The following is an 18,535-nucleotide window of genomic DNA, read 5'->3' as shown; positions in this document are numbered from 1 at the left end:
ATGAAGCTGCATCGTTTAAACGAAAGCGAGGCCCGGCGGGCTTTACAAAAGGCGCGGATCGCCTTATTGCCGCTCGGCGCCGTCGAGCCGCACGGCGACCACCTGCCGCTGGATACCGATAACCTGCTGGCCGAGCGGTTTTGCGCGCTGCTTGACGAGCAGCTGGGCGAGTGCGCCCTGAGCCTGCCGGTCGTTTCCTACAGCCAGGTCTGGTCCCTGCGCGGCCACGCGGGCGCGATTGATATCGGTCATGAACGGCTGACGTCGCTGCTGGTGTCGCTGGCGGAAAACATGGCCAGCTACGGTATCACCACCACGGCGGTGATTAACGCGCATTACGGCAATTTTGATGCGATGAAAGCGGCCTCCCGGCAGCTAAAAGAGCAGGGTATTACCTTGCTTAGCTATAGCTGGGCGGGGATGGAGGAGGAGGTAAAACGACGGCAAACCACCGCGGTGGCTTACCCCGGCTATATGCATGCTGATGAGGTCGAAACCTCGCTGATGCTGGCGCTGGCGCCGGAGTTCGTCACCATGACCAACGCCCGCGCGCACTATCCGACTTTCCCGAACAATTTTCGCTATCAGCCGATACCCTGGACCGAGTTTTCTGACTATGCGGTGCTGGGCGATCCAACTGCCGCCAGCGAAGAGAAAGGGCGCGCGTTCGTCCAGCGGGCGCTGGCGACCACGCTTGCCTCTATCCGTCATCACTTAACCCAAGGAGCCTCCGATGATTGAGCGTCAGGCGATACGCGTTGACTGCCCGGCCGCTACACCTGAGGAGGCCATTCGCGAGGCGGGGAACGCGCTGTGCCGCGCGGGAGCCTGTAGCCCGCAATACGTCCAGGCAATGGTCGATAGCCACCGCGAGCTGGGCCCCTATTTTGTCATTGCCCCCGGGCTGGCGCTGCCGCATGCCCGCCCGGAGCAGGGGGCGATGAAAGCGCAGATCAGCGCGGTCAGGCTGCGTGAACCGCTGGCGTTTGGTCATGCGGAAAACGACCCGGTGCAGGTGGTGCTGGGGCTTTCGGCAACCAGCAGCGATGCCCATATCCACCTTATCCAGCATATCGTGACCGTACTCAGCGATGAAAATAACCTGCATACCCTGATGCATTCGAACGATCCAGAACAACTTTATCGGCTGTTAGCCAGCGGCTCGCAGCGTTTGTAGCGTGATGAACACGGAGTGAATAGCGATGAAAATTCTGACAGTCTGTGGTTTAGGTATGGGCTCCAGCCTGATTTTAAAAATGAACGTTGAGGCAGTGTTAAAACAGCACGGGATTCAGGCCTCCGTGGAACATATGGATGTCTCTTCCGCCGCTTCGGCCAACGCCGATGTGGTGATAACCAACGCGGAGCTGGTGGACAACCTTAAGCATCTGTCCTGTCCGGTGGTGGTGGTGAACAACTATATCGATAACGCCGAAATCACCGCGGCGCTGACCCAGGCGAAAATTCTGCCCGCAGGAGAGCCGTCATGAGCGAGTTTCTTGGCGTGCTGCGCTGGATCACCATCAATATATTTGGTGAAGCGTCGATCTTAATTGGCCTGATCGTGCTGCTGGGCCTGGTGCTGCAAAAGAAATCGCTGGCGGACATTGTGTCCGGCACCCTGAAAGGCATTCTGGGCTTTCTGATCATCGGCGCGGGGGCCGGGATTATCGTCTCCGCGCTGCTGATATTTCAGCCGATCTGGACCGAAGTTTTCGGTCTCAGCTCCATGAACCTGACCAATATTATCGGCCAGGCGCGCTTCAGTGAACGCTACGGAAGCAGCGTGACCATCGCCATTGCCGGCGGATTCGCCATCAATTTGCTGCTGGCCCGGCTGACGCGCTTTAAATACATCTACCTGACAGGACATATGATGTTCTGGACGACGATGATCTTTGCCGGGGTGATGGTGAACACCGAGCCCGCTATTTCAGCGGTGCAGCTGACGCTGATGCTAACGGTGATTATGGGGCTCTACTGGACCCTACAGCCCGCGCTGGTTCAGCCCTGGGTGCGGAAAATCACCGGCAACGACAACGTGGCGCTGGGGCATACTTCCGCCTCCGTCGCGCTGCTGGGGGCGATTTTTGGCCAGATTTTCGCCCGCAACAAAATCAGCTCCGAAGATATCAAAGTCCCTAAAAAGCTGGGTTTCCTGCGCGACTCCAACGTGGTGACGGCGTTGACCATGGCGCTGCTGTTCTTTATAGGCACCTTTATTCTGCAGATTAAAGGTACGCCGAAAGCGGCGGAGATCCTGGCGCAATCCGGCGACCTGAGCTTCTACATCTATGCCCTCAAACAATCGCTGATGTTTACCGGCGGCATTGCCGTCGTGCTGCTCGGCGTACGGATGTTTATTGGCGAAATGGTGCCGGCGTTTAACGGCATCGGCTCGCGGCTGGTGCCCGGCGCAAAACCGGCGCTGGACTGCCCGATACTGTTTAACTTTGCGCCAAACGCGGTGGTGCTGGGGTTTGTCGGCGCTTTTGTCGGCTCGCTGCTGTGGCTGACCCTGATCGGCCGCTATACCGGCTACGTTTTTATTCCCAGCATGATTGTGATTTTCTTTCACGCCGGTACGGCGGGGGTCTTCGGCAATATTACCGGAGGCTATAAAGGCGCTCTGCTGGCGGGGTTTATCACCTCGACCGTGGTCGCCTGGGGGCAGTATTTCTGCGTCACCGGCTTTATCGACAATACGATCCCGGATACCGCGCTATGGGCAGGCGACAGCGATATGTTTGTCCTCGCGCCAGTCATTCATCTTTTGACCCGCCTGCTGGCGTTCTGATATCGGGAGGAAGTCTATGAGTCAGGCCCTGAAACAGTACTACAGTCAGATCCGCCAGAAGCTGGCTTTTCTTGAGCAGCGCCCCGATGAACTCACCCGGGCGGCGGAAATCATGTCCCACAGCATTATGGGGCAGCGCAACATCTTCGTCTTTGGCGCCAGCCACGCCGGGATTCTGGCGGAGGAGATGAGCTATCGCGCGGGCGGCCTGGCCATCGTCAATCCGCTTTTTACGCCTGCGCTGATGCTTAACGTCAGGCCGTTAACCCTCACCAGCGCGGTGGAAAATGTGGAGCACTTCGGTCGGGTACTGGTGGAGCAGTCGCCGCTAAGGGCTGAAGATACGCTGCTGATCCATTCGGTGTCGGGACGCAACGCGATTACCATTGATGTCGCGCTGGCGGCGAAAGCGTGCGGCGCAACGGTTATCGCGATTACCAGCCTGGCGACGGCGGCGCGCGTGACGTCGCGCCACTCCAGCGGCAAGCTGCTAGTGGATGTGGCCGATATCACCATTGATAACCACTGCGAGTATGGCGATGCGGCGGTGAGCCTGCCGGGGATGGCGCAGAAAGCCGCGCCGCTCTCCACCATCATGGGCGCGACCATCGCCAACAGCCTGGTATTACGTATTTGCGAAATCATGCTGGAAAATGCGCGCACGCCGCCCATTCTCGCCAGCGCAAACATAGACGGTAATCAGGAGATAAATCAGGATATACTTAGCGCTTACAGGAGCCAGATACACTACCTCTGAGTTGGAGCACAAGTATGTTTGAGTCGGATGGACTCCCTCTCTATTTAAGGATAAAAGACGTTATCCTGCAGCGGATCCTCTCTTTTACCTATGACGATAAACTCCCGGGCGAACTGCTGCTCGCCGGGGAGTTTAAGGTCGCGCGCGGTACCATCAAACAGGCGATAGATTCGCTGGCCAGTATTGGCATGGTGTACCGCGAACAGGGTAAAGGGACGTTTATTAACCGCGATGCGCTGCAGAAATACTACACCGACCTCCCGGACGTACTGACCACCTTTGCTCCGCCGGGGGAGATAGCCGTGGAAGTTCTGTCGCTGATTTCGACCATGGCCGACCGCCAGGTGGCGGAGCAAATGGGGCTGGATTTAGGCTGCCAGCTGATGCGTCTGGAGCGGCTGTTAGTGCAGGGCGACCGGCCGGTTGGCCATGTGCTGACCTGGCTTAATGGCCGTATCTATAACGATCTGAGCCACGTGGACGGCAGCCGATCGCTGTATAAGCAGCTGCGGGAAACGTTCGGCTACTCGCCGGCCAACGCCACGGAACGCTATACGCCGGTGTGCTGCGATAGCCGCACGGCGGGATTGCTCAATATTGAACCCGGCCAGGCTCTGTTTCGCATTGAGCGCGTCGCCCGCGATCTGGATGATGTGGTGCTTGAATACAGCGTCACGCATACCCTTGACGCCAGCCTGTCGCTGCAAATCGCCACCAGCCAGAGCAGCATGAGCCAGCAGTGGGCCTGCACGATCGAGAAAGGGCGTTAATCCGCCTCCCAGGCGAGAATATCGCCTGGCTGGCACTCCAGCGCCTGGCAGATTTTTGCCAGCGTATCGAAGCGGATACCTTTCTGTACTCTGAAATCATCAGAAGCATAAGGATGCTGCAATTTGGAGTAGTATCATCCACTACGTTTGGTATTTATACGCAGAAAATGGTTGGTAAATCATGATGCCGGGAGAACCCGGCTTTTTTACGTCCTGGAATAATCATTACCCCGGATACCAGAGCGCGCGAGGAAGAGGCGAAAAACTGAATCGTGGATTGCTCGCGCGACGCCGGCTGACGGTTAAAGCATGCTGTTTCAGGGGATAATGCGAGCGGCTCTCAGCTGTGCGAACAGGCGGAAAAACATGTCGTCGGTGGCCTGCATTTCAGTGTAGCCCGCCCGGCGCAGTTTGCTGCCATCGCCAAACATGTCGTAGTTCCAGCCAAAGACGAAATCAGCAAATTTACCGTCGCTGAGCCTTAAGATGTCCGCTTCCACCAGACTCTGCCCGGCCAGTTCGCGCCAGTACGCGCGGTAATCCACAAACAGCTGGTGAAATGACAGTCTGACCGGCGGGGCGGATGCCAGTTCAAACCAGCTCGCGATGCGCGGCCACAGCTCGCACCAGCGCCAGATGTCGCCGTTATTGACGTTGAACGCCTGGTTTTGCGCCGTTGGCGAGGTTGCAGCCCACAGCGTGGCATCAGCCAGCAACCCGGCGTCCGTATGATCGACGATGCTGTGCCAGGTTTTTTCCGAACCGGGGAAACGCAGCGGTAGATCCTGCGCTTTACATAGCGAAGCATAGATCGCGATGCTGAGTGCGAGATTCATGGCGTTGCCGGGCACCGTGCTGCCGACCACGCCCGGCCTGATCGCGTTCCAGCGCCACGTTTTTCCGCGCTGGAAATGGCTGAGCCAGGTGAGCTGAGCGGCGTTAAATTCGGCCCCGGGTACGCCGGGATCGCTTTCACGCGCCGGGGTTTTGAACGGACCAAGATGCGCGCCGTACACTTTGTATCCCTGCATCAGGCTTACCGTCCGTAGCGGTGCGGTTTGCTCGATGTTGCTGACCAGGTTGCGCAGCATGGTGACGTTCGGTTCAACCATTTCCGCCCAGTTCCCGGCGTTGGCCCATGCGCTGTAAAAAATGTGGGTGACGCCGTTGAGCGAATGCAGTTTTTGCGCGCTGTGCTGCGCATCCAGTAAATCGACGTGAATGAAGGGAATGTTTTCCGGGTGGGACGATGCATGGCGGCTGAGGCCGATAACCTCCCAGCGATTGCGTAACAGCGTTTTCACCAGCTCTCTGCCAATAATGCCGCTGGCGCCGGCGACCAGGGCGACTTTGGGTTGCGGTATCTTATTCACGTTGCTTCTCCAGGGTGGGTGACAGAGGCAGTGTGGTATATTATTTTTTTCACGCATATCCCGTAAAACTGATGGCACTTATAAGCAGAATCATTAAATGAATAATAAGCTCAACGCCATTGCCACTTTCCTGCGCGTGGTAGAAGCGGGATCCTTTTCCGCGGCAGCCCGCCAGTGCGGGATGAAACAATCCGCCGTCAGTCAGCAGATCGCGGCGCTTGAGGAGGAGCTTGGGGTGGTGCTGCTGCACCGAACCACGCGTGCGATGGCGCTGACCGAGCAGGGGGAAAGTTACCGGCGCGATATGCAGCTTTTGCTGGAAGCGATGCATGAAGCGGAAAGGCGCTTACAGCCAACCGATCGCCAGTGGCAAGGCCGGGTGCACGTGCAGCTGCCGAGCGGCCTGGGGCAGCTCTTTTTACCGCATCTGCTGGCGCTGCAGAAAATGCACCCCGAGCTGCGTCTGACCCTTTCCCTTGATGACCGCATTGCCGATCTGGTTGCTGAAAGAGTGGATGTCGCGCTGCGGTTGAGCAGTGAACCGCCGCCGGGGAGTGCGGCGCGCGTGCTGGCGCGTATTGAAACCGCGCTCTTTGCCGCCCCCGGTTTTAAAACGGTGCATGCCGTCAGCGAGCTGGCCGCCCACCCGCACGTGCGGTTCAGCGGCATCGCGCAGGACGCGCCGCTGCGGCTGGTCTCGGGTGATAAAACGGTTGATATGAAAGTGAATACCGTCTTCCGTGCCAACACCAGCGAAGCGCTGCTGCAGGCGCTAGAGTCCGGCATCGGTATCGGCGGCATGCAGTTACCCCTTGCGGCCCACGCTTTGCAGTCCGGCAGGCTGGTACCGGTATTACCCGCCTGGCGATTACCCGATCGCGTTCTCTATGCGGTCTACCCTGACGCCCGCTTTATCCCACCGCGGGTAAGAAGTATTATCGACGTGATTGAACAATTGCTGCCTGAGATGACGGAGCGTGTCTGACGGTTGGTTTTTCTCCTGCCTCTACCGCGCGTAAAGTGACGAGCGTTGCTGCTGACAAAGGCGTCTTGACTATGAACCGCTATGAAAAAGAGTATCGGCAGTTGCTGGCAAATGGCGCTATCGCCTGGGCTGGCGAAGGTTATTTCCGGGCCAAAGAACAACAGGAGCGCGTTTTTAGCTGGCTTCATTTACAGCACTATTTCCCCCAACCCGGCGCGCCTGTCCTTGAGCTGGGGTGCGGGAATGGCGCGATGGCCGCGCAGTATTTTGCGGAACGAGGCTATTCGGTGTGGGGGATAGATTGGTCCGAAACCGCGATCCGATGGGCACAAAATCGTTTTCAGCAGGCGGGTCTCCCGGCAAATTTTTTTGTCGGAGATGTCTGCCATATTCATCAGTGTCAGGATGCGACGTTTGAGCTCATTGTTGATGGCAGCTGTGTGCATTGCCTGATTGACGATGCCCGCCACCTCTGCTTTGCCGAAGTCAGAAGATTACTGAAACCCGGAGGACGGCTGGTGATCGGCTCCATGTGCGGAACCCCGCGTCATCCCGAGGATATTCTCGCGTACGATCCTATCCGCCATCATTTACTTAAAGAGGGCAAACCCTGGCGTACGTTGCGACCGCTCCAGGCCCTGCTGGACGAGATTCGGGCGGAGCAATTTACGGTTCTTGAGGTGAATATTAATGAGAACGCATGGTGGGATCATGCCACCGTGGTATGCAGAGTCGATTAACCTTCACGCCTCCCGTCCGCTCTGGCCTGGAGCGGACGGGAAGCTTATGGGTAAACGTGAACGTTCTGCCGCCAGCGACGGTGCCAGGCTCCTGACCTTGCAGGATTATTGAGCAGACGAAAATTTTGCCGCGATCGCTTCAGCCGTGGGCTGTATGCCGCCCAGACTCCACTGTTCCGGCTCATGCTCATCAATGCGAACCCAGACTGAACGGCGGAACTCGGGATCGCCTTTCCCTTCAATTTCGACAATCAGATCGGTCATGCGGCGTAAAAGCTCTTTTTTTTGCTCCGGGTTCATTATTCCTTTAATGGTTTGTACATTGACGAAGGGCATTGTATTCTCCTTGGTAAGCTAGGTCTAAAATTCATACTCAGATTAAAGAGCGAAAGCGGACATGTCAAAAAATAATTCAGTTGCCTACCTATTACCGGAGCTTTGCGGGCTTTCTGCGGCAGCGGAAATCCTGGGAGATCGGTGGGTTTTGTTGATTTTAAGAGAGGCTTTCTACGGCGTGACGCGCTTTGAAACGATCCGCTCGCATACAAAAATGCCTAAGCAGACGCTGGCAAACCGGTTAAAGAAAATGACGGAACTGGGTTTGCTGAGCAAAACGCCTTATCAGGAAGAAGGCGTGCGCGAACGTTATGAGTATATCCTTACGCCAAAAAGCCGCAGCCTGGCGCCGATCCTGTTTTCCCTGATGGCGTGGGGGCATAAAAATATCCTGCATGATGAACCGCATATTGCGCTGGTGGATAAAGAGAGCGGGGACGTCGTCCACAATGCATTTGTGACGACGAAAGGCACCGTCGTTGAACCTCGGAACATCCAGATAGTGGCTCTGAACCTTAACCAGCCGTAGCGCGGGCGACAATAACCGCAACCCCATTTTCTGCTTTCTGACGACAAACGTTGTCTGCTTGAGCGGGGAGGCGTAATATACGAACCATATATAAATTGTCACGGTACGTATAAATGGGCATTGTAAAAATTTCCGACCTGCTGCACGACGATATTCGTGACGCCAGCAAGGCGATGTCGCGTTCGGTCAACGCGCAGGCGGAGTACTGGATCCGTCTGGGTATGATGAGCGAGCTCTATCCCGAACTTAACCATCAGCAAATTAAGCTGATGATGCTCAAGTCCGGCTCTGACCGGTTGCTGGAGGTGATCAATGCTATCAATTCCCATTAAGACCGCGGACGAGCTGGCCAGACAGCGCCGCGCAGGTGAGCTGTTGGCATCGGTTTTCGACATGCTGGATACCTTTATTCAGCCCGGTATCTCCACCATGGCCATCAACAACCGGGTGGAGGATTTTATCGTCAACGATCTGCATTCGCGCCCGGCCAGCAAAGGGCAGTATGATTTCCCCTACGTGCTGAATACGTCGATCAACGAAGTGGTTTGTCACGGTATGCCAAAGGAGAGCGAGCATCTGAAATCCGGCATGATTGTGAATGTGGATATTACGCTGGAAAAAGAGGGGCTGATTGCCGATTCCAGCAAAATGTATCTGATTGGCGAGGTTTCACCGCTGGCCCGTCGGCTGGTGCAGAAAACCTACGAAGCGATGTGGAAAGGGATCAAGGTCGTCAGGCCGGGCGCGACGCTGGGCGATATCGGCCATGCGATCCAGACTTATGTCGAAGGTAACGGCTACAGCGTGGTCAGGGAGTACTGCGGCCACGGCGTCGGCAGAGAGATGCACGAAGATCCCCAGGTGCTGCATTACGGCATACCCGGCACCGGCGCCGTGCTCAAGGAGGGGATGGTGTTTACCATTGAACCGATGGTGAACCAGGGCGATAGCCGGATTAAAACCAAAAAAGATGGCTGGACGGTGGTCACCCGCGATAAAAAACTGTCCGCGCAGTGGGAGCACACCGTCGCCGTCACCGCGGATGGATTCGAGGTCCTGACCCTGCGTAAAGATGAAGCGATCCCGGAGTAGCCCAAACAACAGGTTTCACGCCCGGGCAGTGAAACCTGTCAGACAGCGATTACGCGGGCATCTCTTTGCGCCCCACATAACGCTCTTTCCATAATGCGCCCGCCACCCCGATATCGAGGAATGGCGAAGGCGGCATAACGTTCGCCTGGCCGAGCGACTGCATCGCAGCGATCAGCGGGTTGTCCTGGCCCATCGCCAGATCGGCAAGCAGCGTCCCGGCGATAGTCTGTTTGGATACGCCGGCGCCGTTACAGCCCCCGGCGGTCCAGATCTGCGGCGCAAGACGCCCCCAGACCGGCGCGCCGTTGCGGGTGACGCTGATGGTCCCGGACCAGGTTCGCTCCAGCGGCACATCCTGCAGCTGCGGATAGGCCGTATGGAACAGCGCCAGATGCTGGCGCGCGGCGCTGGCGGTCTGTCCGGCGGTAATCACTCCCCGCAATGCCGGATCGACATGCTGGCGGACCAGAAAACGATGATCGTGGGTATAGCGTAGCGTGGCGCCGGCGATCGCGTTGACCGGCGTTAATCCCCAGCTTTCCATTGCCGGCAGACGCTGGCGCTGTTCAGGCGTGAGCGGGGCGGTAATGCTGGCGTAGGTCGCCATTGACGCCTGGCGGCTCACGGTGGGCGAGAGTTCGCGGGAGAGCGCGTTGGTCGCCAGCATCGCCTGGTCGGCGCGGATCGTGCCCTGCAGCGTCGTCACCCTGACGCCGCCGTTTTCCTGACGCATAGCCAGCGCCGGGGTTTGATGGTAAACCGTGACGTTTTCCGGCAGATGATGCGCGAGGCCCGCAATCAGTTTCGCCGGGTTCACCAGAATACAGCCGGGGGTGTAAATTCCTTTGCTGTAGAGGCGGGTTCCCAGCTTCTGGTACAGCGCTTCGCCGTCCAGCAGGCTGTAAGGCTCCTGCATCAGCTGCAGGTTATCCACATACTCCTGCATAATGGCTTCGCTGGACGGATCTATCTGGCAGTGGTATTTCCCGACGTTTTCCCATTCGCAGGCAATCTGGTGCTCGGTCACCGTTTCATCGAGCAGGCGGATCCCCTCCTGGAGCAGGGCGCGGTAATCCTGCGCTTTTTTCAGCTCGGCGGTAGAGCTGCCGATATTGTGCGGCAGGCCGATGATAAAGCCGGAATTTCGCGCCGAGGAGCTGGTCGCGGCGCATTCGGCATCGATGAGCACGATGTTCAGCTGCGGATTGAGGCTGGCCAGCCTGCGGGCAAAGCTTACGCCGGCATAGCCGGAGCCGATAATCACCCAGTCGGCTTTAATGTCGCCGCATAGCTGCGGCTGTATTTGTCGATCAATCTCATTGAGCGGCCAGCCCACCTGGTTCTGATTGAAAGGTACTGATGCAAATCTCACGCTTAATCTCCCTGTGGAAAAAAAACCTGCAGGGCAGGTGTGAATGGGGTTGCCGCTCTCCGCGTTTTTGGTCTGGAGTGTGAGTCGGCAAGCGCCAGGGCAGCGTCTGAAAAATCACCACGCTGAATGATAATCACCTGGACAACAATTCAGCAGAATAACAAGGAACAGGCAAAATAACACTTCTTGCTGTAGGGGTATGCGATTTTCTCTGGCCTGCGATATCACCCTGACGGTTCACTACGGCAGCGAGTAGGGTAGCTATTGACAGGCAATACCTGTATCCCGCTCAGCAACGGCATGCGTGGCAATCTGGGACGCCCACCTCAACCGGCGCCTTCAACGGAACCGGCGTGATGATGGTGGTTTATAACTAATCATGGCCGCCTCAATACCGGTACGCTAAGGAGCACAACCCTGTACGTACCGGAGCGGCCTACACCCGCTCAATCCTTGCCGGCAGCCCCTGACGCACCGCCGCGCCGGAGACCCAGTCCAGCCAGGTATTGCTGACCTCGCGGGTTGGGTCGGCAAATCCCAAATCGTTAAGGTTAATGCCGGCTTTAATCTGCGCCGCGAACGGCATGGGCTCACCGTCGAGGGTGTGCCGCGCCGCGCCCATTTCGCGATGCCCGTAGCCGTGTTCAATCGCGATGACGCCGGGCATCACGCCACTTAACAGGCTAATGACGGCTTCAGCCTCGCCGCCGGGCGTGGAAATTCGTACGCGGTCGCCGTGCGCTAGGCCGTAGCGCTGGCCGTCCAGCGGATTCAGCGCCACCAGATTGGTCGGCTTAAGATGATGCAGGCGCGGGATCACCGTCGAGGCGCTGGCCATGGTATTGGATTTAAACGAGATCAGCTTCAGCGGCCACTGCTGTCGCGGGAAAAGCGCTTCGATAGCGCGTCCGTCGGACAATCTGGCCGGATACCATGCCGGGCAGCCGCTGTAGCGCTCGCCGGTGATGGCGTGGCGGTGGGCGGCAACCTCCGCGTTCCAGATCTGCAGCGGTTTTTCCCACAATTGACCGACGCGATTCTCCGCTCGACCGCTTGTGTCCGGCGCGAAGCGCCCGCCGCGGGAGTAGACAAAGGCTACCCGGCTCACTTCGTCCGCTTTCAGGGTCTGGTTGATAACCGGCAGAATACGCTGCACCCCGGTCAGCGTCAGATCCTCGCTAATGGCTTCGGCAACCGGCGCGTTACCCATAAATGCAATGTTCGCGGCCATGCGCAGGTAATAGTCCTCAGCCCGGTGGAGTGGATAGCGGTTACCCTGAGCATCGGTAATGGCGTTTTCGCCAAATCCTGGCAGATTAAGACGCTTCGCCACCGCAATGCAAAATGCTTCCATTGACGCTGGCTCACCGTCAGCGGTTTTTGCGGTGGCGGCAGGGACGATCGGCCAGCGGGCGGTGGTGGCCTTACTGGCGACGCCGGCCCACGGCGCGCTGAATCCCCAGCTTTCGAAATTATGCGTATCCGGAACGATATAGTCGGCCAGGGCGGTGGTTTCATTCATAAAGGCGTCAATGGCGATAAACAGCGGCAGCCGCTGCGGATCCTTTAGTTTCTCTTCCGCAACCGCGCGTAGCCCGGGCACGCCGTACAGCGGGTTGGTCATATTGGAAATCCACGCTTTCAGCGGATAGGGATAGCCTTCGAGCGCCGAGGTCAGCAGCTCGGTCAGCTGTCCGGCGACGAACGGATACCACGGGGCTCTGGCCGGGTAGGGGGAGACGCCCGCCGCCGCCTTGATGCGATACTCTTCGGAGGATTCATACGCGGTTTTGCTGCGCGCGATGCTGAGCCCTTTCGGCTTCACTTTACCGGCAAAGCTCTCCAGGTTGTAACGCGGGCCGTCTGTCGCGCCGTTGAATTTGCCGCCGCCGACAAACACGCCGCCTTCCAGGCTGAGATTACCGATTAGCGCATTAAGCAGCATGACCGCCCAGGCGCTGTAAAATCCGTTGCCGGCCATCATGCCGCCGTGAGTAATGACCGCGGCTTTACGGCCATGACGGGTAAAGGCATCCGCCAGCGCCGCGATCTTATCTTCCGCGACGCCGCACTGCTGGCTGTACTGTGCCAGGGTGAGCTTTTCAGCGGACTCTTTCAGCAGCTGGAAGCCGCTTTTGACCGTTACGCTGAGCCCGTCCGGCAGGGTTAGCTGGCGCGTTACAAAGAGCGCGCCGCGCGGGCAGCCGCTGGCGGCGACAACGTCACCGCTTTCGTTAACCACCACCGGTTCGCTGGCGCCCTCCGCATTCAGGTGAGCAAGGGTTAAATGCCGTCCGGCCAGCTCCGGCTGGTGATCGGTGATGACCAGGTGGGTCGCATTGGTCCAGCTCTTTTCGGCGGCCTGCCGCATTGCCTGCGCGCCCGGTAGCGCCAGGTAATCGGCGTTGTAGCGCCGGTTTTCGATAATCCAGCGAATCATCGCCATTGCCAGCGCCGAATCGCTCCCGGGGATCACCGGCAGCCAGTGCCCGCGATCGTCTGCCATCACCGTGGTGAGCGGCAGCGCCGGCGCGACCACCACATACTGAAAGTCATTGCGCAGGCGGGCGCTGGCGAGCTGCCTGGCCTGGCGTTTAAAGGGGTTGCCTGACTGGGCGGGCGACGTTCCCATAAACAGGGCGAACTCGACGTTATCCCAGTCGGGCTTCACGTGCGGATTTTTATCCAGATCGCCCATTAAGGCGCCGGAGCCCGCGCGATAGGCCAGCCCGCAGTAGGAACCATGTGCGCCGAAGTTTTTACTGCCGAAGCTGTTCAGCGCAAAACGGCGTAAAAAGGTATCACGCCCGTCGTCGCTGGTATTGGTGACCAGTAGCTGGTTGGTTTTTGGGCCGAATCCCGGATGCTTTGGATCGATGGGCGTTGTCGGCGCATAAATGGCGCGCAGGCCATCAACGTGCCCCTCGCCAAACAGATCGCCGCCTTCAACCACCTCTTTCACCAGTTGTTCAAAGCTGATGCGCTGCCATTTCCCTTCGCCGCGTTTACCCGCGCGCTTCATCGGCTCAAGGAGCCGCAGCGGGCTATAGAGTCCCTCGAGCAGCGTGGCGCCGCGCGCGCAGGCGGTAGCGCGGGCATCAAGTCCGCTTTCACCCGCCAGCTGCGCCATGGCGGTTGAAAAAGGAATGGAAGAGTCGAGGTGGTGCTCATGAGAAAGCGGGTGATAAGGGTTGCCGGCAATGCGCAGTACCCGGTCTTTCTCGCTATCCACCCGCACCCGAACGCCGCACTGCGTCCAGCAGCCAAAACATTGGGTCATCGAGATAACCTGCCGGGGATTTTGTAGCCAGCCGGTATTTGCATTGGCTTCCGGGATCAGCGCATTAGCGAAAATACGATCGCGGGTCACTTTACCGGATGTACCGCTGAGCAGGCCATCAATGGCGCGCTTTGCCACCTCGCGATAGCTCAGGGCGAAAGACGCCAGACCGCCTGCGGCGAGGCCGACTTTGAGCCACTGACGACGGGTTAAATTAGCCATGTTGCCTTCTCCTTGCGAGTCCGTTTACGGTTTCACGGACAATAATGAGCAGCGCAATCCACAGGCCGAAGGTGCCAAGGATAGCGAGCCAGCCGTCGGTACCGACCGGCAGGGTATAGGGATTAAACTGGGCATTAAATTTGGGGATGGTTTGCCCCTGAATCAGCAGCGTCCAGCGCATCAGCCAGCTCAGCGCCATGGCGCTGACGGCCAGCAGGGCGCGAACGGGCAGCGTCAGCGGATAACGCAGGGCAAGCGCGCAAAAGATCAATGAAATAAGCCAGCATGCCAGCCAGCCGATCGCGTAATGACGGGCTGAAGGCGAAATGACCAGCCACTGACGAATAGCCGAGCCGGAAAGGGTATCACCGCTGACCCAGATCGCCACGACGACGGCCAGCAGCATAAGCGCTGAGAGCTGCCATATCGCCAACTGCCTTTGGCATTGAAAATCATTGCGTACCGCGACAATCAGCAGGGCGAAAAAGGTTTGCAGCGCGCTAAAGAACATCGCCAGCACAAAGGCGTAGCTGAACCAGACCGGGCGGGCCTGAACCACGGAGACTTCGCGTCCGGTGTAAAGCAGCAGCCCCGTCGCGGTAAGCGCGCTGGCCAGCGCCAGCCATTTTGTGACGCTGTCACTTTTGTTACGCAGCAGACCTGACTGCCGTACCGCAAACCACAGGCCCAGAAAGAGGGTAAATAGCGGCAGAAACAGCGCCCCCCAGGGCATCCACGACCAGGGCGTGGGATAGGCGTAAAAGTGCCAGAAGCGGGCGGCTTGATGCAGGTCCGCCGTCAGCGCCAGCGGCGCGGTAATTGCGCAGGTCAGAGCAATCAGCAGCGTCAGCCGTTCCAGCTTCGCATCGTGTCTTTTGCGCCAGTGAAGCAGGCAGCCAAACAGCGCCGCGCAGGCGGCAATGCCGATGAAAAAGAAATACTGCACCGCCCACGGTAGCCAGCTCACCTCCTGCGGACGGGCCAGCACCTCCTCAATGATCATGGTTTGGCTCATTCAAACCTCCTGCCAGAGCGCGGGTTGGGCATGTCCCATCAGCGGGGTAACAAACGCCTCGTCCAGTCCGAGATAGAAAACGTGGGGGACGGTACCGTTTTCCGGCTTCAGCACCTTGATGGCGTCATGGTGCAGGGCGAGCGTCTGCGAGATACGGCTTTGACGGTCCTGGATATCGCCGACGATCCGCGCGCCGCCGACGCAGGACTCGACGCAGGCGGGGAGCAGCCCGGCTTCCAGGCGATGAACGCAGAAGGTGCACTTATCGGCGGTCTGTGTCTCATGGTTGATAAAACGCGCGTCATAGGGGCAAGCCTGGACGCAGTAGGCGCAGCCGACGCAGCGGGTGTTATCCACCACCACAATGCCATCCTGGCGCTGAAAGGTGGCCTGCACCGGGCAGACCGGCACGCAGGGCGGGTTATCACAATGGTTGCACAGCCGCGGTAGCAGGACGTTGGTGACCCGATCGCCCAACTGCACCTGATACTGATTGACGTGAGTACGAAACGCCCCCTGCGGCGTCTGATTTTCGATTGCGCAACTGACGGTGCAGGCCTGGCAGCCGATGCAGCGTCGCAGGTCAACCAGCATGGCATAGCGGTGGCGTGAGGCGCCTTCGCGGCGGGCCGGCGAAAAGGGAAATTTCGCCTCCGCCAGCGGCACCAGAGACGCGCCGGCGGTGAGAACGCCCAGCTGCGCCAGAAACTGTCGTTTACTGCTGTCCATATTTTTCCCTCGCGCAGCAATAACGAAACATTTGTCACGTCATTGTTTTGCATGTGATGAATAAACAATGTTGATGATTTACAGTGTAAAAATCGCGGCGGGGTCAGCTCTATTGTGGTTAACCACATACCCGGCGGGTTGTTGATCTAAAACAACATAATGAACAGGGATAATCGGGTGAGAGCGAAAAAGGTGCAGCGTCTGGCGCTGCTGGTGACGGCGCTCCTGCTGAACAGCAGCGGGTGGGCGGCGTCGTGGAATATCGGCGTTCTGGCCATGCGCGGCGAGGTCTTAACCCGCAGCCACTGGCAGCCGCTGGAGGTGATGCTCAATCAGCAGCTAACGGATCAGCAGTTTCATATTCAGCCGCTCGATCTGCAGCAGATGCAGGAGGCGGTCAATAACGGCTCGGTGCAGTTTGTGGTGACCAATCCGGCGCAGTTTGTCCAGCTGAATAGTCATTCTTCGCTGCGCTGGCTGGCCTCTTTGCGCTCTTCACTCGGGACAAGCAACGTTATCGGCAGCGTCATTTTGACTCGTCGCGACAGCGGTATTTCGTCGCCGGCCGACCTGATCGGCAAAACGGTAGGGGCCATCGATCCTCAGGCCTTCGGCGGCTATTTATTGGGATACAAGGCGCTGAGCGATGCCGGGCTGCGGCCGGAACGCGATCTGCATCTGCGTTTTAGCGGATTCCCCGCGGATGCGTTGATCTATCTGCTGCGTGAACGGGCAGTGCAGGCGGCGATTGTTCCGGTGTGCCTGCTGGAAAAAATGGCTGATGAGGGACTGGTAAATAAAGCCGATTTTACCGCGGTCATCGAGCGGCCGGCGGCGATACCTTGTCTAACCAGTACCCCGCTGTATCCCGACTGGTCGTTTGCCGCGCTGCCGGCGGTGAGCGACGCGCTGGCGGATCGCGTGACCCGCGTCTTGCTCAATGCCCCGGATAACGCCGTCTTTCACTGGGGCGCGCCCGCTTCGACCCGTCAGGTGGAAGCGTTGCTGAGCGAAGTTCAACAGCACCCTCAGCAGCGACGGCTGTGGCTGGAGATGAAAAGCTGGCTTATCCAGCACCGGTTAATCATGGGCGGCATCGGGCTGGCGCTGCTGTTGCTGACGCTGAATTATATCTGGGTGATGCTGCTGGTGCGGCGGCGCGGCAGGCAGCTTGAACGCAACGCTATCCGGCTGCGCGAGCAGGAGCTGGCGCTGCAAACGGCAAGACAGATGAGCGTATTGGGTGAGATGACCTCAGGCTTTGCCCACGAGTTAAATCAGCCGCTGTCGGCCATCCGCCACTATGCGCAGGGTTGTACGATCCGTTTGCAGAAACAGGATCCGCAGCATCCCTTACTGCCCGCGCTGGGCCACATCGATCAACAGGCTCAGCGCGGGGCGGAAACGCTGCGCAATCTGCGCCATTGGGTCAGCCAGGCGCACGGGGAGCCAGGACGAGCGGAGACCTGGGAACGTATCAGCGTTCGTCAGGCTATTGACCATGTCTGGCAGTGGCTGCGAATGCCGCAGCAGTTTCCCGGGCTATTGCTCAACAGCGATGTCGATCGCCCGTTAACGCTCGTCTTACCGCCGGTTCTGCTTGAACAGGTGCTGGCGAATCTGATCCTCAATGCGGCGCAGGCCGGGGCGAAGATGCTGTGGATTGATGCCGTTCGCGATGCCGGAGGCGTGAAGATCGTCCTGCAGGATAACGGCGGTGGTATCGCCGGGGCGCAGCTTGCTCAGGCATTCCAGCCGTTTGTGACCAGTCGACAAGAGGGGATGGGGCTTGGGCTGGTTATCTGTCAGCGGCTGGTCCGCTATGTCCGGGGGGAAATAAGCCTGGCAAATCAAACGGCGCCCGATGGACGACCCGGTGTCACCGTGGTACTGACATTCATGCAACAAGGAGCGCGGAGCGGCAATGGCGATAATTCATCTACTGGATGACGACCTGGCGGTGACCCAGGCATGTGCTTTTTTACTGGAAAGCCTGGGCTACGAGGTGATGTGCTGGGCAGAGGGGGACGTCTTCCTCGCGCAGGCCGATCTCTTCCGGACCGGCGTTGTCCTGCTGGATATGCGGATGCCGGCGCTGGACGGTCAGGCAGTACATGAGGCGCTGCGTCAGCGCGGCAGCACCCTGGCGGTGGTTTTTCTGACCGGACATGGCGACGTACCTATGGCGGTAGAACAGATGAAACGCGGCGCGGTGGATTTTCTGCAAAAGCCGGTGTCGGTGAAGCCGCTACAAACGGCGCTGGAACGCGGCCTGGCGGCCTCAGGCGAGCGGTTTGCGCGGCAAAAGAACGTGGACTGCTATCAGCAGCTAACGCCCAAAGAGCGGGAGCTTGCGCTGCTGGTGGTGAAAGGGCTGATGAATCGGGAGATTGCGGAGATAATGAACATTGCCGTACGCACCGTGGAGGTCCATCGGGCGAGGGTGATGGAAAAGATGCAGGCGGGGAGTCTGGCGGAGTTAGTCAGCATCTTACAGCCGATTATCGCGTGATTTTAATGATTCCGATGAATGAAGCG

20 protein-coding genes are annotated in these 18,535 nt (G+C 58.6%); 13 read left to right on the top strand and 7 right to left on the bottom strand.

All coding sequences use genetic code 11. From position 1 onward, the window contains the following. Genes BJF97_RS15075 through BJF97_RS15050 form a run of 6 tightly spaced genes read left to right on the top strand, consistent with a single transcriptional unit; the run spans nt 1 to nt 4,324 of the window. Nucleotides 1-741 (top strand): creatininase family protein, encoded by a 741-nt coding sequence (locus tag BJF97_RS15075; protein ID WP_014229419.1) that lies wholly within the window; start codon nt 1-3, stop codon nt 739-741. Next, nucleotides 734-1,177: a PTS sugar transporter subunit IIA gene (locus tag BJF97_RS15070; protein WP_032694960.1), complete on the top strand. Its 444-nt coding sequence runs from the start codon at nt 734-736 to the stop codon at nt 1,175-1,177. The genes BJF97_RS15075 and BJF97_RS15070 overlap by 8 nt, the downstream gene beginning before the upstream one ends. 25 nt (nt 1,178-1,202) lie before the next feature. Beyond that, complete coding sequence (locus BJF97_RS15065) at nt 1,203-1,490, top strand: PTS sugar transporter subunit IIB (protein ID WP_004851015.1); 288 nt, start codon at nt 1,203-1,205, stop codon at nt 1,488-1,490. After that, on the top strand, nt 1,487-2,797 hold the full coding sequence (locus tag BJF97_RS15060; protein WP_004851013.1) for a PTS ascorbate transporter subunit IIC: 1,311 nt from the start codon (nt 1,487-1,489) through the stop codon (nt 2,795-2,797). The genes BJF97_RS15065 and BJF97_RS15060 overlap by 4 nt, the downstream gene beginning before the upstream one ends. Before the next feature lie 16 nt (nt 2,798-2,813). Then, nucleotides 2,814-3,554 (top strand): sugar isomerase domain-containing protein, encoded by a 741-nt coding sequence (locus BJF97_RS15055; RefSeq protein WP_014229417.1) that lies wholly within the window; start codon nt 2,814-2,816, stop codon nt 3,552-3,554. A 14-nt stretch (nt 3,555-3,568) separates the two neighbouring features. Further along, on the top strand, nt 3,569-4,324 hold the full coding sequence (locus tag BJF97_RS15050; protein ID WP_004851009.1) for a GntR family transcriptional regulator: 756 nt from the start codon (nt 3,569-3,571) through the stop codon (nt 4,322-4,324). On the opposite strand, the gene BJF97_RS15045 is transcribed toward BJF97_RS15050, so the two are convergent. Continuing rightward, nucleotides 4,321-4,446, bottom strand: coding sequence for a helix-turn-helix domain-containing protein (locus BJF97_RS15045; RefSeq protein ID WP_032694962.1), 126 nt, complete (start codon nt 4,444-4,446; stop codon nt 4,321-4,323). The two genes, BJF97_RS15050 and BJF97_RS15045, sit on opposite strands and share 4 nt — an antisense overlap. A 195-nt stretch (nt 4,447-4,641) precedes the next feature. After that, the gene (locus BJF97_RS15040; RefSeq protein WP_032694964.1) at nt 4,642-5,697 is read right to left on the bottom strand and encodes an SDR family oxidoreductase; all 1,056 of its coding nucleotides are present in this window, start codon (nt 5,695-5,697) and stop codon (nt 4,642-4,644) included. Nucleotides 5,698-5,794: 97 nt separating this feature from the next. Here BJF97_RS15040 and BJF97_RS15035 point away from each other — a divergent pair, with 97 nt between their 5' ends. Together BJF97_RS15035 and BJF97_RS15030 are read left to right on the top strand one after the other, a co-directional pair. Beyond that, nucleotides 5,795-6,682, top strand: coding sequence for a LysR family transcriptional regulator (locus BJF97_RS15035; protein WP_032694966.1), 888 nt, complete (start codon nt 5,795-5,797; stop codon nt 6,680-6,682). Between the two features lie 71 nt (nt 6,683-6,753). Next, complete coding sequence (locus tag BJF97_RS15030; protein ID WP_014229414.1) at nt 6,754-7,422, top strand: class I SAM-dependent methyltransferase; 669 nt, start codon at nt 6,754-6,756, stop codon at nt 7,420-7,422. Between the two features lie 105 nt (nt 7,423-7,527). Here the strand turns inward: BJF97_RS15030 and BJF97_RS15025 are convergent, their stop codons facing one another. Then, nucleotides 7,528-7,758 (bottom strand): tautomerase family protein, encoded by a 231-nt coding sequence (locus BJF97_RS15025; protein WP_014229413.1) that lies wholly within the window; start codon nt 7,756-7,758, stop codon nt 7,528-7,530. Nucleotides 7,759-7,819: 61 nt separating this feature from the next. On the opposite strand from BJF97_RS15025, the gene BJF97_RS15020 reads away from it, so the two are divergent. The 3 genes from BJF97_RS15020 to map all read left to right on the top strand — a co-directional run bounded on the left by BJF97_RS15020 (nt 7,820) and on the right by map (nt 9,379). Then, nucleotides 7,820-8,287 carry a winged helix-turn-helix transcriptional regulator gene (locus BJF97_RS15020; protein WP_014229412.1) on the top strand — a complete coding sequence of 156 codons (468 nt, stop codon included), beginning with the start codon at nt 7,820-7,822 and terminating at the stop codon, nt 8,285-8,287. A gap of 113 nt (nt 8,288-8,400) precedes the next feature. Beyond that, nucleotides 8,401-8,619, top strand: a complete 219-nt coding sequence (locus tag BJF97_RS15015) for a ParD-like family protein (protein WP_004102160.1) — start codon at nt 8,401-8,403, stop codon at nt 8,617-8,619. Further along, complete coding sequence (gene map, locus BJF97_RS15010; RefSeq protein ID WP_004850994.1) at nt 8,600-9,379, top strand: type I methionyl aminopeptidase; 780 nt, start codon at nt 8,600-8,602, stop codon at nt 9,377-9,379. Before BJF97_RS15015 ends, map begins: the two co-directional genes overlap by 20 nt. Nucleotides 9,380-9,428: 49 nt before the next feature. Here map and BJF97_RS15005 read toward each other — a convergent pair whose 3' ends face one another. The 4 genes from BJF97_RS15005 to ttrB form a co-directional block, all read right to left on the bottom strand. Beyond that, the gene (locus BJF97_RS15005; RefSeq protein ID WP_032694968.1) at nt 9,429-10,751 is read right to left on the bottom strand and encodes an NAD(P)/FAD-dependent oxidoreductase; all 1,323 of its coding nucleotides are present in this window, start codon (nt 10,749-10,751) and stop codon (nt 9,429-9,431) included. Between the two features lie 436 nt (nt 10,752-11,187). Continuing rightward, complete coding sequence (gene ttrA, locus BJF97_RS15000) at nt 11,188-14,253, bottom strand: tetrathionate reductase subunit TtrA (protein ID WP_032694969.1); 3,066 nt, start codon at nt 14,251-14,253, stop codon at nt 11,188-11,190. Continuing rightward, nucleotides 14,246-15,268, bottom strand: coding sequence for a tetrathionate reductase subunit TtrC (gene ttrC, locus BJF97_RS14995; RefSeq protein ID WP_014229409.1), 1,023 nt, complete (start codon nt 15,266-15,268; stop codon nt 14,246-14,248). Before ttrC ends, ttrA begins: the two co-directional genes overlap by 8 nt. After that, the gene (gene ttrB / locus BJF97_RS14990; RefSeq protein WP_032694970.1) at nt 15,269-15,997 is read right to left on the bottom strand and encodes a tetrathionate reductase subunit TtrB; all 729 of its coding nucleotides are present in this window, start codon (nt 15,995-15,997) and stop codon (nt 15,269-15,271) included. Between the two features lie 177 nt (nt 15,998-16,174). On the opposite strand from ttrB, the gene ttrS reads away from it, so the two are divergent. Next, the gene (gene ttrS / locus BJF97_RS14985; protein ID WP_103449122.1) at nt 16,175-17,947 is read left to right on the top strand and encodes a tetrathionate respiration histidine kinase TtrS; all 1,773 of its coding nucleotides are present in this window, start codon (nt 16,175-16,177) and stop codon (nt 17,945-17,947) included. After that, complete coding sequence (gene ttrR / locus BJF97_RS14980) at nt 17,922-18,509, top strand: tetrathionate respiration response regulator TtrR (protein WP_032694972.1); 588 nt, start codon at nt 17,922-17,924, stop codon at nt 18,507-18,509. The genes ttrS and ttrR overlap by 26 nt, the downstream gene beginning before the upstream one ends. The last annotated feature ends 26 nt before the right edge of the window (nt 18,510-18,535 follow it).

The organism is Klebsiella sp. LTGPAF-6F, from assembly GCF_001753185.1.
GTDB lineage: Bacteria > Pseudomonadota > Gammaproteobacteria > Enterobacterales > Enterobacteriaceae > Klebsiella > Klebsiella michiganensis.
This window is presented reverse-complemented; position numbering and strand designations above follow the sequence as displayed.